Here is a 16,591-nt window from a genome sequence, read left to right as displayed (position 1 = left end):
TACTACTGAATCGACTTGGCATAACCACGATCTTCTATATTAATACGCAATGTTGATCCTGGTACTACCGAATCGACTTGGCATAAGCTCCCTTTGAAATTAAGAAGTCACTTTATTATATTTAATCAATAGTAAAAGGTAAATGTATTTTAGAATAATTGAGGAGGATTAGTATATGAAGACAACTATTCATGGAATAGATATTAATTTGGATGATAGAGAATATAAGACTCTTGGTGATATTATAGATGAAATTGAAGCTAATGATGGAGTGGTATTGAGAGTGATAGCAGATGGAGAAGATTTATCTGCCTTATCAGAATTAGAGTTAGGAGAGATTAATCCTATTGAGAAATTAGACATTGAAGCTATCAAAATTGAAAAGTTAATTGTAGATAGCCTTAGTGAAGCTGAAGAATATATTCCTAAACTTATGTTAGGTATTGATGATATTGTTAATGAATTTAATAGAGGGAATGAAAATCAAGCCTTTGAATTATTAGAGCAAGCTTTAGAAGGTTTCAATTGGCTTAATAATGCAATTAATGCGTTTGTTAGCAATTTCAGCAAGTATGAAATTCCTAATTTTGACATGAAGAAATTGAATAATATTATTGACGCTTGGCAGGAAAATTTAAAAGAATTGCTAACTGCTATAGAGAATCAAGATATTGTTTTGATAGCAGATATATTAGAATATGAATTAAGGCCTATTCTTAATAGTTATTTAAGTGTTATTAAAGAGGTAAATGAAGAATTATAAATTTGTTTTTATAATAAAGTAAAAAAGCTTTAAGGAGGTTATGTTATGAACAACTTTAATAAGCTTGATGAAATGATAATAAACTTTAAAAAGAATGTTCAATTATCAGTTCATCAAGGAATATTAGAACATTTGATGGAGATAACTGAAGAAAATAAGAGGGTTAAAATAAAAAAAATCAAAGAAGAGATGAAAAATAAGAAATCTAAAGAAAAAATAATTAATTTTGTTAATGAATCGATTGAGGTGTTTCGAAAATTAACTATAAATACTCATGGTAATACAGACAATCCAGAAGATGAAAAGAAAAAGGATGAAGTAAGAAAAGAGTATCTTGCTGATAAAGAAATTTATCTTATAGTGGATTTTCCTGAAAGCGGTGGAAATTATCTAGAAGAAGAACTTAGTAGAGCATTTGGACAAAAGTTAGAAAAAAGTATTTCTTGGGATAATCTTCCGGATGAAAATTTTATTATTAATGAATCTGATGATTTTTTGGGTTGGAGAGAACCTGCTAATTATTGGGGGTTGGTATTCCAACTGTGCCAATTTATAGTATATATTAATTGGACTAATCAAGAAAAAGTTGTTATAAAAAATAATCTTTTTGTTAACTGTTTGATTTTATTAGATGAGATATTTGGAAATAGTGTGAATTATTTAGTTCCAGTTAGACATCCAGCTGCTATAGCTTTATCTAAATATGATAATTTAAATAAAAATAGAACAAATCCTTCTAATGATAGTAATATTGAGAGTTATATAGACAAAATTACTACTGAATGGGAGAAATATTACTTGGATATAGCTCGGATTGTACTTGCTAATAAAAAAATTGTTCCTATTTTATTTTCTGAAATAGATGAATTCTTAATAAAGTTGTTTGAAGAAATTAATTTTTCTGGTTCTCCTACTGGTTTAAAACTACTATCTAAAGAAGATCATAATATCTATCAACAAGAAGAAATAACTAAAAAGATTCAAAAGGTAGAGCTTTTATGGGATCTTAATGGAATAGATTTTCCTATACCGAAAGAATTATTATAGATTAATGGAGGAATAATTATGAGAGATAATAAGTTGAAGAATTTAATTTCGTTTAATAATGAGTTTAATATACAATTGCTTATTCATAGTGGAGTCATAGAATATATTGGAGGATTTGATCCTGATGAAATGTGGGAAGCAAGGGGTTTAGCTGGACACAAAGGTGAGGAGTTTCAAGCTACTATGGAAAGATGGTCTCAACTTGGTAAAGAAAAGTTAAAAAATGATTCAAAGTTCCAAAGAGAATTGGCGATTTTTATCAATGAAGTGTTAGAATTATTTAATGCTATTATTAATAAGCAAGATGATATCGTTAATAAATATATAGGAAGAAAAGAATTTCATTTTATAATTGGGATGAATAGAACGGGAGGAACTTACTTACAGAGTGAAGTTAGTAGAGCTTTTGATTGGCCAATGCAAAAGATGATAAAGAGTTTGGTTCATGATGGGATTCCATATCCAATGTTTATTAAAGGTGATAAACATAATAGGGTTTACGTAGAGTCTAATTTAGCCTGGAGAAGACCAGAAAATTATTACAATTTTATTTTCCAATTATCCCAGTTCTTAGTATATATTAATCAAGTTGCTAAAGATAAAAAGAAGGTTGTTCTAAAGAATGTTAGATTTAGTCATTCTATTAGTTTGTTAGATCGCATTTTTGGAGATAGTGCTAACTATTTAATTACAGTTAGACATCCAGCTGCTATAGGTTTTTCCTTATTTGAGAATACCCTAAAGAGTAGTTATAATGATGTTACAATTGATGATGCTCCAATGGCTTTAGTTAATTATCTAATAAAATGGAAGAACACTTATACAGAGATATTGAGAGATGGTTTGCCTAAAGGAGAGATAACTCCTATTCTATTTTCTGAAATGGATATGTTTTTAGTAGATTTCTTCAAAAAACATGGTTTTGATAGTGAACCTTCTGGATTAAGAATTACTCCTAGAAACTATGATTATGATTGTTGGGATGGTAAAGAAGTTAATGATATCATGAATCAGATAGAAAAGTTATGGTCATTTTATGGACTTGATTTCCCGGTACCAAAGCAAATTTTATAATTTTATTGGTTTTAATTTTTTAGAGTTGGCAAAGGGAATACCAAAAATAAAAATTAAAGAATATCAATGGGAAACCTTTGCTTTAGATCCTTTGGTGAAATCTATGGGATTAATTTATAAATTAACTAGGGCTTAGGTGAATAATAATGAATATCGTATATAAGGAAAATTTAAAATGTTTGGGACTAGAGATTAGAAATATTATATCAAAAATAGAGAGTGATAGACACTTGAAAATTTTGAAAAGTAGAACCGGTAATTTTACTTTGGAAGCAGAGACGATTTTTAACAATAAGATATTATTGCATAGCAAATATAATCCTATCAAAGAAGCAGAAAGATTCGTAAAAACTAATTCATTAAAAGGTTTTAAAGAAATAATATTAGTTGGTTTTGGATTTGGTTATCATGTAGAAAAAATATTAAGTAGATTAAATAATAATCAGCACCTTAATATCATTATTCCTAATTTAGATGTTTTTAAATTAGCTTTAGAAAAGCGAAATTTAGTTAATGTATTGGGAAATAAACAGGTTAATATTATTTTGGAAAAAGAAAAAAAACTTTTGCTAAGAAAGATACAATCATTATTAGAAAAATTTTCTAGTGAAGATAGTAAAGTAATTTCACATCAGCAGTCTATTAAAATCATTCCTAAATCTTTTCTATTTCTAAAAGATATAATGGAAGAGATTAAAATTAATCAGAAAAGTCAAAAGAGATTTTCTGAAGTAATTAGTAATAATATCATAAATAACATTGAGGAACTTAATCGAAGTATAGGTGTAAAAGAATTTAAATCTACTTTTGAAGAAGTTCCTATTTTTATAGTGTCAGCTGGACCCTCATTAAATAATAATATCAAAGATTTAAAGTTGGTTAAAGATAAAGGTATTATTATTTCTGTAGATACTTCTGTTCCACTTTTATTAGATAATCACATTTATCCTGATTTTATTGTAACAATAGACCCTGTGCAGACAAGTTATAGTAGATTTTATAAAGAGATTAAAGGTATTGGAATTCCATTGGTATATTCTATGGGTGCTAATCACGAATTAGTAAAAGGTTATAGTGGGCCTAAAATAGTTGGATTATCTAAACAAGATATAAGTATGAATAAAATAAATTCAGAGGTAGATAAAGGAAGGATTGAAACTAATAATACAGTAGCTATTACAGCATTAGATTTTGCTAGAATTTTAGGAGGTAATCCCATTATATTTGTTGGTCAAGATTTTGCTTTTAGTCAAGAGGGGGTAACTCATGCTTCTAGTGTATTTTCTGAAGAAAGAAAGGTAGATACTTCTTTATTGAGAGAAGTCGAAGGGATTAATGGTGAAAAGGTATATACTTCTCTTACTTATTATTTACCATTGAAGAGATTTGAAAGGTATATAGAGAAGTATTCAACCATTAACTATATTGATGCTACCGAGGGTGGAGCTAAGATAAAAGGGACGGAAATAATGAAGTTAAAAGATGTTATTAATAAATACTGCGATATAGGTATTAATAAAAGTGAGATTATAGCAAAAGTTATTAATAGCTTTAAGACTAATAAAAGCAAATTATCAACGGATAGAATAAAAAGGTTACTTGAAGAGGGGTTATAAGAATACATCTGGTTTTTTAAACTAAAATGAGAGGGTTAATTATGTCGAAAAAAATATTAGTAAGTCTATCTTATAAATTGGATAAGCAAATTAGATATAATAAAATAATAACTCAATTTAAAAAAAAGGGATATGAGATCAAAAGATTTAATTATAGAGATGAGTTTTTTAAACCTGATATGCTGGTTTCTTTTATTGAAGATATTAAAGGGAAGAATAAAAACATTGAGAGAATAAGTTTGATTTCAAATATAAAAGATATTATATTTTCATCTTACCGTTGTTATAATTCCTTAATTGATGATTTTGTTTATTTTATTAGTAATAGAAATGGAAATAAGCTTTTGTTATTCGATAGTAATGATGTTAAAAGGGATTTTTATAGAGAACTATCTAATTTTACAGGGACTGAAAACGAGACTCTTCAAGGGAAAATTTATTTGAATTTAGACTTTGATAAATATCAACCTCTGTTCATTTTTATGAAAAGCAATTATAATTCAAGTTATTTTGATAGTTTATCTAATTTTAATTTTAAGCAGAAGGTTAATAAGAAAAAAGTAAATAAAGTTTATTATTATAAAGGTTCTTCTTTTAAATTTCAATCAGATGGACAAGCAGTAACTGAAAAAGTTGTTCTTAAAAAAGAATTGAATAATAAAATCAATTTAGATTTAACAAAAATACAAGAGATAAGTAGATATAATTATATTTATAATATAATTTTAGAAATATATAAGATGCAAGATAAGAAAATAGCAGATGAATTTTTATTATCATATTTTGATTCTTTAAAAAAAATAAATTTAAGAAAGCAAGAAGAGATATGTAATAGTATTATCGAATCTATAAAAGATAAAAAAAAGAGTTTTTCTCATATAGCTGATTTATTGAGTTTGCTTTTAAGATTAAAAGTAGATCGATTTAAAATATTTAAAAAGTTTATATCTGAAAAAGGGTTTAGTTGTGAACTTGTACCTAATAAAGCTAACTATATGGAACTTAATATTTTTTATCAAATAGTCTGCACATATCTTAAAATGAAAGATTTTGAAAAGTGCAGAAAACTATGTGAAGGACATTTAAAGAATTATGAATTTGATTTTAAAATTTTAGAGATATATGCTAAATGTCTTAATAAATTAAATCTTAAGGATAAGCTTAGAAATGTTTGTCACAAACTATTGTCTTTAGATAGTAATAATAATATAGCTTTAAGATTTATTGATAAATACTCTTTAGAAATAAAGAATCAGAGTAAATTAGATAAAGAAGTTATAGTTCTATTAAAAGGAAAAAGTCGATATAATGTGGCAAGATATTTTATAGATAATCTATCACAAATATATAATAAATTGGGATATAAGACTAAAATTATAGACTCATCTTCTGATGATACTGATGATCTCTTTAATATATTGCTAACTAATAAAGTTAAATTTGTACTAGCTGTAAATGGTAAAGTGATAAAATACTTCACAGAAGAGTTAGCATATTTTCCAAATATTAATTTTGTAAGTAAATATGCTGATCATCCTGTCTACCACTATAATCGTTTATTATCTCCTTTAGAAAATGAGACTATATTATGTGTAGATAAGACTCATAAAAAATTCATAAAGGAAGTTTTAAATTTGGATTCTATTTTTGTACCTGCTGGGGCACATATTAACTTTGATAACAATATTGTTGAAAAAGATAATGATATACTCTTTGCTGGTACTATAAAAGATCCAGAGTTTTTTAGAACTGAATGGTTGAAATTTGGCGGGTTAATTTCTGAAATTTTTGATGAACTTGCAGAATATGCATTGAGTAAGGAGTTTTTAGATATTCAAAATGATGTGGATTATATTTTAAAATGTAAAGGAATTGACCTCAAAAGAAATCATAAAAAAGATATTTATAAGTGTGCTAGATTGGTCGATAAGTATGCTAGAAACTATCGTAGAATTAAGGTGCTAAATGCATTAAAAGGTTTTAACGTAAAGGTTTTTGGTAGTGGATGGCATAAATTTATTGAGAATAAGAAAGGGTATTCTATTAACAATTCTATTGATTTTGAAAAATTAATAGAAGAAATAAAAAAATCAAAGATATTAATAAATGTGATTCCAGAATTTTCATACAATGGGCATGAAAGAATATTTAATGGTATGTATTATGGTACGGCTGTAGTGACTAATACTAATGAATACTTAAGAAATAATTTTAAAGATAATGAAGATATTATATATTATAAATGGAAAGAAATTGACCAATTACCCAATATATTAAATAAATTATTGGATAATGAAGATAAATTAAAAAAGATAACAAGAAATGGACAAAAAAAAGTGGCTAAGTCACATACTTTTCTACACAGAGCTAAAGAGATACTGTCATATATAGAATGATTTAAAAGGTAGAAAGGATATGATCTATGATTTGAGAGGAGTATATAAAATGAAAGTAGCAATTATGCAACCTTATTTTTTACCGTATATAGGTTATTTTCAGTTGATAAATCAAGTTGATAAATTCATTTTATATGATGATGTTAATTACATAAATAGAGGATGGATAAATAGAAATCGTATACTTTTAAATGGTGAGGCACATATGATAACCTTAGCTTTGAGTGGAGCTAGCCAAAGTAAGCTTATAAATCAAATCGTTATACATGATGGTGAAAGGCAGAAAAAGAAGTTATTAAAGACAATTAGACATGCATATGTTAAAGCACCATATTATGATCAAGTTTTTCCTTTAATAGAGGAAATAATGCTAAATGATGAAAGTAATTTAGTTAAATTTATAGAATTCAGTTTGAAAGGTATAGCAAATTATTTAGATTTTAATACAGAATTTATTATTTCTTCTAAAATAAAAAAGGATAATGAACTAATAGGACAAAATAAGATTTTGGAAATATGCAAAGAATTAGAAGCGGGTATATATATAAATCCAATTGGAGGGTATGAATTATACTCTAAAGAGGAATTTATAAGAGAAGGAATAGAATTATATTTTATTAAGGCTGAAGATATAAAATATAAACAATACAAGAATGAATTCATTCCAAATTTATCAATCATTGATATACTAATGTTTAATTCTAAGGATAAAATAAAACTCTTATTAGAAAAATATAAATTGGTTTAAATATTTTTATAAAAATAATCTTATAAGGAGGCAAGTCATAATGGCAAAAGTAATAATATTTGGTATAGGACAGATAGCTGAGTTAGCTCATTTTTATTTAAAAAATGATAGTGAACATGAGGTTGTTGCTTTTACCGTTGATAAAGAATATATGAAAGAAGACAAATTTCATCAATTGCCAGTTATAGAATATGAAAAAGTTGTAGATCAATATCCTCCAGATGAATATAAAATGTTTATACCAATAAGTTATAAAAAAGTAAATATGATTAGAACTGAAAAATATAAAGATGCTAAGAAAAAAGGATATGGTTTTATAAGTTATATAAGTTCAAAGGCTACTTGTTATGCTAGTTCAATTGGTGAAAATTGCTTTGTTCTTGAAGATAACGTTATTCAGCCCTTCACTAAAATAGGTGATAATTGTATTTTATGGAGTGGTAATCATATAGGTCATCATACAACCATTGAAGATAATTGTTTTTTGGCTTCACATGTTGTAGTATCAGGAAGTGTAACAGTAGGGGAATATACCTTTATAGGAGTTAATGTGACAATTAGAGATAATGTTACAATTGGAAAAGAAAATGTAATTGGAGCTTCAGCAATTATTTTAAAAAATACAGATGATATGGCTGTTTTTTCTCCCAAAGGGACAGAAAAATCAAAAGTACCAAGTAATAGATTAAGGAGGATATAATTGTGAAATGGCAGAAGAAAGGTCTGATTTACAAGCCGAGTGGAGATTATTTTTGGAATAAAACTCATGCCTCACTTCCAACTGTATATAAATTAACTGAAAATAAATTAAGAATATATTTTGCTACAAGAGATGTAAAAAATAGATCACATATTTCCTTTATAGAGGTTGAGGCAAATGATCCCCAAAACATAACATATATTCATGATAAACCAGTTATTTCACATGGGAAAGATGGTATGTTTGATGATTGTGGTGTAATGCCCTCACATGTTATTGATGTAAATGGAGAGGTTTGGATGTATTATCTTGGCTGGAATGTTAGGAATACAATAGCTTATCACAATTCTATTGGACTAGCAATAAGTAATGATGGTGGAGTAACGTTTGAAAAGTTTTCAGAAGGACCTTTATTTGATAGAAATTATAAAGAGCCATATTATAGTGCTGTTCCCTATATTTTAAGAGAGAATGGTATATGGAAGATGTGGTATCTATCAAACACAAAGTGGGTTAAATATAATGGTAAAAGTGAGCCTTTTTATCATATTAAATATGCAGAATCAAATAATGGTATTGACTGGAAAAGGGAAGGGCAAATTGCAATAGATTATAAGGATGAGAATGAGTGTGGAATAGTCAGAGCTTGTGTATTAAAAGATGATGATATATATAAAATGTGGTATGCCCATAGAAATCTTCAAAATTATAGAGAAAATACATCTAATAGTTATAGAATAGGCTATGCAGAATCTCACAATGGAATCGATTGGGATAGAATGGATGAGAAAGTTGGTATCGATGTAAGTGAAGATGGTTGGGATAGTAAGATGATAGAATATCCATTTGTTTATGACCATAATGGGAAAAGATATATAATTTATAATGGAAATACTTTTGGTAAAAGTGGGTTTGGGTATGCTGTATTGGAGGAGTATTAATGAATAATAATTTTATTATAGCAAGTCATGGCTGGAGTGCTAGCAATTGGCTAGCTTATGTATTGAATCAACATGAAGATATAATAGCTTCTCATAGTGCAGCTAATCTGATAAATGAAAAGTTGTCTAATGATATTAAAGAAAAGTTAAAAGAATTTCATGATGGATATAAAAATAGACATAATATTCCAATCGATAAGAGTTATGATTATATTGAAAATTATGGTAATGCAATTTCTTATGGTTCTGTACACTTATATAGATTAAGAGATTTACCAGTGCAATATAATAGGTTTAAGGTATCAAAACGGATGTATAATGTTGTTAATCTTATAAGAAATCCAATTTCTTTGGTTTGGTCTGGGTTTGGTCAATTTAAAGATTTATTCAAAACTGATATAAATGAATTATATTGGACTTTGGGTAAGGTTTTAGAAGATAAGGATTTTATTTATTATATATGTGAAAAATACAAGTTAGCACCTGGAAAATATGAAAACCTTGCTTTTTTTGGTGCAGCAAGAGTACTTGGAAGTTTAAAGCTAGATATAGATGCCTGTAAAAATATTTATAAAATTCCATTTATAAATTATATGGGAGAAGTTAAGATGGAAGAGATTACACAAAATCCAAAAGTACTAACCCAATTAATAGAAAGAGTAACTGATAATAAAGTGAAAGTAACACAGGAATACTTGGATAATGTTTATAGGGTAGGTAAAATTAACAAACATAAAATGGATAATAAGGAATTTGATCCAAGGGAAAGATTTGAAAGTTTAGAAAGATGGAAAAAAGAAACATTAATATATTATTTGAAAAAATTTAATATTATTCAATCTTATGAAAAATTAGGTTATAATTTATCATTTGTTAAACCACATCTATATTAATAAATTTAGTAATATTTTAAACTCTATAAAATTATATTTTTTAGTTATAAAAATTTATTAAATTTAAATTGATAGTATATAATAGTTAGACTTGTGATTATTTATAGTGAAAATATAATATATTTAATAATAAATTTTGTTAAACTGGAGGAATATTATGAGTAGAATTAAAGAATCAATTTTGGTTACTAAACCATTTTTACCTCCTATAGAAGAATATTATGAAGCAATGAAAGATATCTGGAGTAGTAAATGGCTAACTAATAATGGCCCTAAACATAAAAAATTTGAAAGATGTTTAGAAGATCACTTAGAAGTGGATAATTTATCTTTATTTGTAAATGGGACTCTTGCTTTAGATTTAGCTATTAAAGCTCTAGATTTAGACGGAGAAGTAATAACAACTCCCTTTACCTTTGCAGCTACCTCTCATGTAATTGTTTCTAATGGACTTATACCAGTTTTTTGTGATATAGAATTGAATACATTTAATATAGATCCTGAAAAAATAGAGAGTTTAATTACTGAAAAAACTTCTGCTATATTAGCAGTACATATCTTTGGTAATCCTGCTAATGTACAAAAAATCGAAGAAATAGCTAATAAGTATAATTTAAAAGTCATATATGATGCTGCTCAAGCCTTTGGAGTTGAAATAAATGGAGAATCAATAGCCAATTTTGGATATATATCAATGTTTAGTTTACATGCTACTAAAGTATTTAATTCAATTGAAGGAGGAGTATTAACTTATAAAGATGTTTCTTTAAAAGAGAAGTTAGAATTGCTAAGAAACTTTGGATATTGTAAGGGGAAAGGTCCGCAATTAGTAGGGACAAATGCTAAAATGAATGAATTCCAAGCAATAATGGGGTTATTAAATCTAAATTATTATCAGCAAGAAATAGAAAAAAGAAAAGATATAGCTAAACAATATAGAGAAAAATTAAAAGATATAAGTGGGATTAGTTATTTAAAAGAACAAGATAACATAAAGTACAATTATGCTTATTTTCCTATTATAGTTACAGATGAGTTCCATTTTAGTAGGGATGAATTATTTGAGAAACTAATTAAAAATAATATTTATACAAAGAAATACTATACTCCATTATGTAGTAATTATGATAGTTATCGTGATAAAGATATTTTAAAAGGACACTTAACTAATGCGAATTTTTTAGCAGATAGAGTTTTATCACTTCCTATTTATGGAGATTTAACTAATCAAGAAGTTGATTATATTTGTAATTGTATTTTTGATCTTAGTTCCTAACAAGTTAAAAAATATATTCAGATAAAATAATAAATTCATGTATTCAGAAAAGAGGTGAGGAAGATAAAGACATATTTAGTTACTGGTGGGGCTGGTTTTATAGGTTCTAATTTTGTAAAGTATCTGCTTGAAAAATATAATAATATAAATGTGATAGTTTTAGATAAGCTAACTTATGCAGGTAATTTAATAACATTAAAAGATGTAATTGATAAAATAGATTTTATTAAAGGTGATATAGCAAATAAAGAGTTAGTAGAGTATATTTTTAATAATTATGTGATAGATTATGTTATCAATTTTGCAGCTGAATCACATGTTGATAGATCTATAAATAATTCTCAAATATTTTTAGAGACGAATGTATTGGGAACTCAAAATTTATTAGAAATAGCTAAAAATAGATGGCAAGTTAAAGAGCAGGTATATATAGATAAGGTCAAATTTGTACAAGTATCTACTGATGAAGTTTATGGTTCTTTAGAAAATGAAGGCTATTTTACTGAAGAAACTTCTTTATCTCCTAGATCTCCTTATGCAGCTTCTAAAGCAAGTGCCGACTTAATAGTGAAGTCATATGTAGATACATATAAATTTCCAGCGATAATAAGTAGATGTTCTAATAATTATGGTCCAAAGCAATATCCTGAAAAATTAATACCTGTAATAATTCAAAATATAGTAGAAGGTAAAAAAATACCTGTTTATGGTGATGGTAAAAATATAAGAGATTGGATTTATGTTGAAGACCATGTTAAAGCTATCGATAGAATTATAAAAAAGGGGAGAAATGGCGAAGTATATAATATAGGGTCTAACAATGAACGGGAAAATATAGAGTTGGTAAAATTCATAATAGATAGTCTAAAAAAAATTATTAATGAAAACCAAGATTATAAAGATGTTTTAAAGGTTGACATATCAAATATAAATTATAATTTAATAAAATTTGTCAAAGATAGACTTGGCCATGATAAAAGATATGCTATTAATTCAACTAAAATTCAACAAGAGGTTAATTGGAAGCCTAATATTGATTATGAAGTTGGCATTGAGAAAACTATAAGATGGTACTTAGAAAACCAAGACTGGATTAAACAAGTTAGAAGTAATAGTTAAATTTGATTATTTATTAATTCAAAAATTTAAGCTTTTAATTAAAAAGGATGATAAAGATGAAAGGAATAATTTTGGCAGGTGGTTCTGGAACTAGGCTATATCCAATAACTAAAAGTATATCCAAGCATTTATTGCCCATATATGATAAACCTATGATATATTATCCTTTATCTGTTTTAATGTTAGCTGGAATTAGAGAAATACTCATTATCTCTACTCCTAGAGACTTAAATTTATACAAAAGTTTATTAGGAGATGGTAGCCAGTTAGGACTCTCCTTTCGTTATTCTATACAAGAGGAAGCAAGAGGAATTGCAGAAGCCTTTATACTTGCTAGAAATTTTATTGCTAATGATAATGTAGCATTAATTTTAGGAGATAATATTTTCTATGGTCAGGGATTGAGTAGAATATTAAATAGAGCTACTAATTTAGATGAGGGAGGTCTTATTTTTGGCTATTATTTAAAAGATCCTACATCATTTGGTGTAGTTGAATTTGATAATAACAAGAGAGTGTTATCATTAGAAGAAAAACCTGATACCCCTAAGTCTAATTATGTAGTACCTGGATTATACTTTTATGATAACCAAGTAGTAGAGATAGCTCAAAGCCTTTCTCCTTCATCTAGGGGAGAATTAGAGATAACAGATGTAAATAAAGAATACTTAAAGCAAGATCAGCTTAAAGTAGAACTATTGGGAAGAGGAATGGCATGGCTTGATACAGGAACACATGATGGATTACTGAATGCTGCTAATTTTGTTGAAGCTATACAGAAAAGACAGGGTTTGTATATAGCTTGTATAGAAGAAATAGCCTATAGACTAGGGTATATAGATGAAGATCAGGTATTAAAATTAGCAACACCTTTAAAGAAGACAAGTTATGGAGAATATTTGTTTAGTCTAATAGACTAAAAATTATATTTAAAGTTTATAAACATATTACCGATAATAATATTACAGCAAATTTATTATTAATCATAGCAAGGTCTTTTTGGTTTTAAATTCAACTGCATTATATTTGTTTTTTATAGGAAGATTCTATTAATATAGAAGAATATTTATATATATTTTTTAAACTTGCTTAATAAAATATATTGATTTGATGGAGCTATAATAGAGTAAATCTATTAAATATTATATATTTGCTGAGGAGATATAAATTATGTTAGGAAATAACTTACAAGCATTAAAGCTAAAATTTCCAAATTTAGCAGAGAAAATCAATGATAAAAGTGAAAAAACTATTAAATACCAGTTAGAAGAGACTAAAAATAATTCTAAAACAATTAAAATTGCTAATGAAGAAACTAATAAAGAATATGTTTATTTACACAGCAAATATGATCCAGAAAGAGAAGCGGAGAGGATCATTAGCAAAAGTGAATTAAATAATGCTACTATAATAGTTGTTATGGGATTTGGTTTGGGATATCATATTTTAGAATTATTTGAAAAGGTAAAATCTACAAATAAAAAACTATTTGTAATAGAAAAGAATCCATTAATTATTAAAGAAGCATTAAAATATCACGATTTTACTTCCCTTCTATCTTCTGAAAACTTCTATTTATTACAAAAAGAAGAAATAGAGGATAGTGAAATATTTGACTTTATTAGCTTAAATATTGGCTCAGTATTTGAGAAAATAGAGATTATTAAATTACCTGCAGTATTTAAGTGTTTTTCTAAGTATTATCATTTGGCATTAGAACAAGTTGTTAAGTGTCGTAATAAATTAATGAGAAATCAAATTACTACTAGGGAGGATGGTGTAATCTGGAATCAAAATATATTAAATAATTTAGATATTATTATTAATAGTATTGGAGTAGAAGATATAAAAACTCTAGGAAAAGGTCAACCAGCAATAATAGTCTCAGCTGGGCCATCTTTAAATAAAAATATCAATGATCTAAAAAAAGCGAAGGGAAAAGCTTTAATAATTGCTGTAAATACTTCCCTGAAACCTTTATTAAATGCAGGAATAATCCCAGATGTTGTTTGTGTTATTGATGGTAACAAAGAAATACTTAAACATTTTGAGGGGATTGATTATAGTCGATTAGAAAATGTTATTTTAGCAGCCTCTCCTCGGGTTAAACCCCAAGTATTTAGAGATTGGTCAGGTCCAATCATATTAACTTGTATCCCAGGTGAAGATTATATAATGAGATGGATAGAGAGGTATATTGGGTATAAGGGCAGAATATTATCTGGTGGTTCAGTTTCTCATTCAGCTTTTGGTTTAGCTGTTTACTTAGAAGCAGACCCGATTGTGTTTGTAGGTCAAGATTTGTCTTTTAAGTCTAATAATAATAGTGTGAACAATACTCATGTTAAAGGAGCAATACAACCAAATAGAGATGATGAAGATTATGAGTGTTTTCAAATTGAAGATATAAAAGGTGAATTGGTTTGGACTAGGAGGGATTATTATAATTTTCTATTATGGTTTAATGAAAATATAAAAATAGTAAGAGAACATAGAAATGAAAAAAAAGAATTTATTGATGCAACTGAAGGTGGAGCCAAGATAGCAGGAACTAAAGTAATGAGATTACAGGAAGCGATAAAAATTTATTGCCAACAAGAAATAAGCCTTAAGGATAATTTGTTAGATAAGGTTAATGCTTTTAAGCCCTATGGTATTGATAGATTTGTTAAAGAGTTAGAAAGTACATTGACAAGTTTAATTGAAATAAAAAAAATAGCTAATAAAGGGCTGTACTTAATAGATAATATGATTGAATCTTCAAGTATTCAAGAAGGTAATATAATACAATTAAAATTAGAAAGAGTTAATCAAAAAATTAATAAACTAAAAGATAATATTATATTATTTGAATCAGAGTTGTATGAATTTTATTTAAAAGATACTAATAATGACTATAAATCAGCTAATAACTTGACCCTTTTCAATGATTTTGTAGATTTTTATAATAAATTAATTATTGGGTCAGATAAGGTATTAAAAATATTAAAGAAGAAATATAAAAAAATTATCTGATATGAAAATATTAATGATATTTTAACTCTTTATGCTGATTAATACAGTAGTTCCTAATTTTTATTAGTAAAATCTTGATTGTAGGAAAGGATTTTATTTTCTAAAAAAGAATTTGTATATAATAAGAAGATGAATTTGAATGAGGAGGTAATAATTATGTCTAATAAACAATATCAAAAATATAAAAAATCTCAATATGAAACTGCTAGTCAAGAACAGTTGTTAATTATGTTATATAATGGAGCTATTAAATTTGGAAACCAAGCTAAAAAGGCTATGGAAGAGGGGAAAATTGATTTAGCTAATAATAAATTAAAAAGGACACAAGCAATTATAAATGAATTAATAGTTACACTAGATATGGATAAAGGTGGAGAAATAGCTCAAAATTTGTATAGCTTATATGAGTATATGAATAGAAGACTAGTTCAATCTAATATTAGAAAAGAGCCAAAGATAGTAGATGAGGTAATTTCTTTACTAGAAGATTTAAAGGAAAGTTGGATGGAAGTAATAAAAAAACTAAAGCAAAAGAAAAATAATCAAAATCTGAGTATTCAAAAATAGTTTAGATGATATCTATTAATTTTAATTTTATTATGTAAGTTCGAGAGGTGGAAATTTAATGAGCATTAATTTAAATGAACAAAACCTGTCTCAAGAAGAAATGCTATTAATGTTATATGAAGGTGGAATTAATTTTTGTAATCAGGCTAAAGAAAAGTTTATAAGTGGTGAATTTCAGTCGGCAAATGAGAAGATAAAGAAAGTACAAGCAATTGTAAATGAATTGACAGTAACTTTAGATATCAAAAAGGGAGGAGAAATAGCAAATAACCTATATAATTTATATGAATATATAAATCATAGGTTAATCCAAGCAAATATTCGAAAAGATCCTGAAATACTTAAAGAAGTATTGAGTTTATTAGAAGAATTGAAAGCAGGGTGGGAAGATGCCTTTAAAAAAACAAAGGAGAATAATAACACTTCTGATTAAGGA

The 16,591-nt window shown here is 26.7% G+C and carries 15 protein-coding genes; all 15 read left to right on the top strand.

All coding sequences use genetic code 11. The annotated features are described in order from the left end of the window. Positions 1-175 precede the first annotated feature (175 nt). The 15 genes from OREMA_RS0110325 (at position 176) to fliS (OREMA_RS0110255) (ending at position 16,588) form a co-directional block, all read left to right on the top strand. Positions 176-763, top strand: a complete 588-nt coding sequence (locus OREMA_RS0110325; RefSeq protein ID WP_018249190.1) for a hypothetical protein — start codon at positions 176-178, stop codon at positions 761-763. A gap of 45 nt (positions 764-808) precedes the next feature. Then, on the top strand, positions 809-1,810 hold the full coding sequence (locus OREMA_RS0110320; RefSeq protein ID WP_018249189.1) for a hypothetical protein: 1,002 nt from the start codon (positions 809-811) through the stop codon (positions 1,808-1,810). Positions 1,811-1,828: 18 nt separating this feature from the next. Then, positions 1,829-2,884, top strand: a complete 1,056-nt coding sequence (locus OREMA_RS0110315) for a hypothetical protein (RefSeq protein WP_018249188.1) — start codon at positions 1,829-1,831, stop codon at positions 2,882-2,884. Positions 2,885-3,030: 146 nt separating this feature from the next. Further along, entirely contained in the window at positions 3,031-4,500 is a 1,470-nt protein-coding gene (locus tag OREMA_RS0110310) for a motility associated factor glycosyltransferase family protein (RefSeq protein WP_018249187.1), read from the top strand. Positions 4,501-4,541: 41 nt separating this feature from the next. After that, a complete protein-coding gene (locus tag OREMA_RS0110305) occupies positions 4,542-6,896 on the top strand; it encodes a glycosyltransferase family protein (RefSeq protein ID WP_018249186.1) in 2,355 nt (784 codons plus the stop codon). A gap of 49 nt (positions 6,897-6,945) precedes the next feature. Next, the gene (locus OREMA_RS0110300; RefSeq protein WP_018249185.1) at positions 6,946-7,644 is read left to right on the top strand and encodes a WbqC family protein; all 699 of its coding nucleotides are present in this window, start codon (positions 6,946-6,948) and stop codon (positions 7,642-7,644) included. A 40-nt stretch (positions 7,645-7,684) separates the two neighbouring features. Beyond that, positions 7,685-8,344, top strand: coding sequence for an acetyltransferase (locus OREMA_RS0110295; protein WP_018249184.1), 660 nt, complete (start codon positions 7,685-7,687; stop codon positions 8,342-8,344). Between the two features lie 2 nt (positions 8,345-8,346). Beyond that, entirely contained in the window at positions 8,347-9,285 is a 939-nt protein-coding gene (locus OREMA_RS0110290; protein WP_018249183.1) for a glycoside hydrolase family protein, read from the top strand. Further along, the gene (locus tag OREMA_RS0110285; protein ID WP_018249182.1) at positions 9,285-10,178 is read left to right on the top strand and encodes a hypothetical protein; all 894 of its coding nucleotides are present in this window, start codon (positions 9,285-9,287) and stop codon (positions 10,176-10,178) included. Before OREMA_RS0110290 ends, OREMA_RS0110285 begins: the two co-directional genes overlap by 1 nt. 157 nt (positions 10,179-10,335) lie before the next feature. Then, entirely contained in the window at positions 10,336-11,454 is a 1,119-nt protein-coding gene (locus OREMA_RS0110280) for a DegT/DnrJ/EryC1/StrS family aminotransferase (protein ID WP_018249181.1), read from the top strand. Between the two features lie 63 nt (positions 11,455-11,517). Further along, entirely contained in the window at positions 11,518-12,573 is a 1,056-nt protein-coding gene (gene rfbB / locus OREMA_RS17655; protein ID WP_040657415.1) for a dTDP-glucose 4,6-dehydratase, read from the top strand. A 56-nt stretch (positions 12,574-12,629) separates the two neighbouring features. Further along, positions 12,630-13,493, top strand: a complete 864-nt coding sequence (rfbA, locus tag OREMA_RS0110270; RefSeq protein WP_018249179.1) for a glucose-1-phosphate thymidylyltransferase RfbA — start codon at positions 12,630-12,632, stop codon at positions 13,491-13,493. Between the two features lie 250 nt (positions 13,494-13,743). Continuing rightward, positions 13,744-15,588, top strand: a complete 1,845-nt coding sequence (locus OREMA_RS0110265; protein ID WP_018249178.1) for a motility associated factor glycosyltransferase family protein — start codon at positions 13,744-13,746, stop codon at positions 15,586-15,588. Positions 15,589-15,744: 156 nt separating this feature from the next. After that, positions 15,745-16,155 (top strand): flagellar export chaperone FliS, encoded by a 411-nt coding sequence (gene fliS, locus OREMA_RS0110260; protein WP_018249177.1) that lies wholly within the window; start codon positions 15,745-15,747, stop codon positions 16,153-16,155. Positions 16,156-16,213: 58 nt separating this feature from the next. After that, positions 16,214-16,588: a flagellar export chaperone FliS gene (gene fliS / locus OREMA_RS0110255; RefSeq protein WP_018249176.1), complete on the top strand. Its 375-nt coding sequence runs from the start codon at positions 16,214-16,216 to the stop codon at positions 16,586-16,588. Positions 16,589-16,591 lie beyond the last annotated feature (3 nt).

The sequence above is a fragment of the Orenia marismortui DSM 5156 genome (assembly GCF_000379025.1).
Lineage (GTDB): Bacteria > Bacillota > Halanaerobiia > Halobacteroidales > Halobacteroidaceae > Orenia > Orenia marismortui.
Note: the sequence above shows the minus strand (reverse complement) of the source record. Positions and strands in the feature narration are given on the sequence as shown.

Excerpts from the sequence above, each read along its gene's own strand:
- OREMA_RS0110325 (WP_018249190.1), top strand. The coding sequence starts at position 176 with ATGAAGACAACTATTCATGGAATAGATATTAATTTGGATGATAGAGAA.
- OREMA_RS0110320 (WP_018249189.1), top strand. The coding sequence starts at position 809 with ATGAACAACTTTAATAAGCTTGATGAAATGATAATAAACTTTAAAAAG.
- OREMA_RS0110315 (WP_018249188.1), top strand. The coding sequence starts at position 1,829 with ATGAGAGATAATAAGTTGAAGAATTTAATTTCGTTTAATAATGAGTTT.
- OREMA_RS0110310 (WP_018249187.1), top strand. The coding sequence starts at position 3,031 with ATGAATATCGTATATAAGGAAAATTTAAAATGTTTGGGACTAGAGATT.
- OREMA_RS0110305 (WP_018249186.1), top strand. The coding sequence starts at position 4,542 with ATGTCGAAAAAAATATTAGTAAGTCTATCTTATAAATTGGATAAGCAA.
- OREMA_RS0110300 (WP_018249185.1), top strand. The coding sequence starts at position 6,946 with ATGAAAGTAGCAATTATGCAACCTTATTTTTTACCGTATATAGGTTAT.
- OREMA_RS0110295 (WP_018249184.1), top strand. The coding sequence starts at position 7,685 with ATGGCAAAAGTAATAATATTTGGTATAGGACAGATAGCTGAGTTAGCT.
- OREMA_RS0110285 (WP_018249182.1), top strand. The coding sequence starts at position 9,285 with ATGAATAATAATTTTATTATAGCAAGTCATGGCTGGAGTGCTAGCAAT.
- OREMA_RS0110280 (WP_018249181.1), top strand. The coding sequence starts at position 10,336 with ATGAGTAGAATTAAAGAATCAATTTTGGTTACTAAACCATTTTTACCT.
- rfbA (WP_018249179.1), top strand. The coding sequence starts at position 12,630 with ATGAAAGGAATAATTTTGGCAGGTGGTTCTGGAACTAGGCTATATCCA.
- OREMA_RS0110265 (WP_018249178.1), top strand. The coding sequence starts at position 13,744 with ATGTTAGGAAATAACTTACAAGCATTAAAGCTAAAATTTCCAAATTTA.
- fliS (WP_018249177.1), top strand. The coding sequence starts at position 15,745 with ATGTCTAATAAACAATATCAAAAATATAAAAAATCTCAATATGAAACT.
- fliS (WP_018249176.1), top strand. The coding sequence starts at position 16,214 with ATGAGCATTAATTTAAATGAACAAAACCTGTCTCAAGAAGAAATGCTA.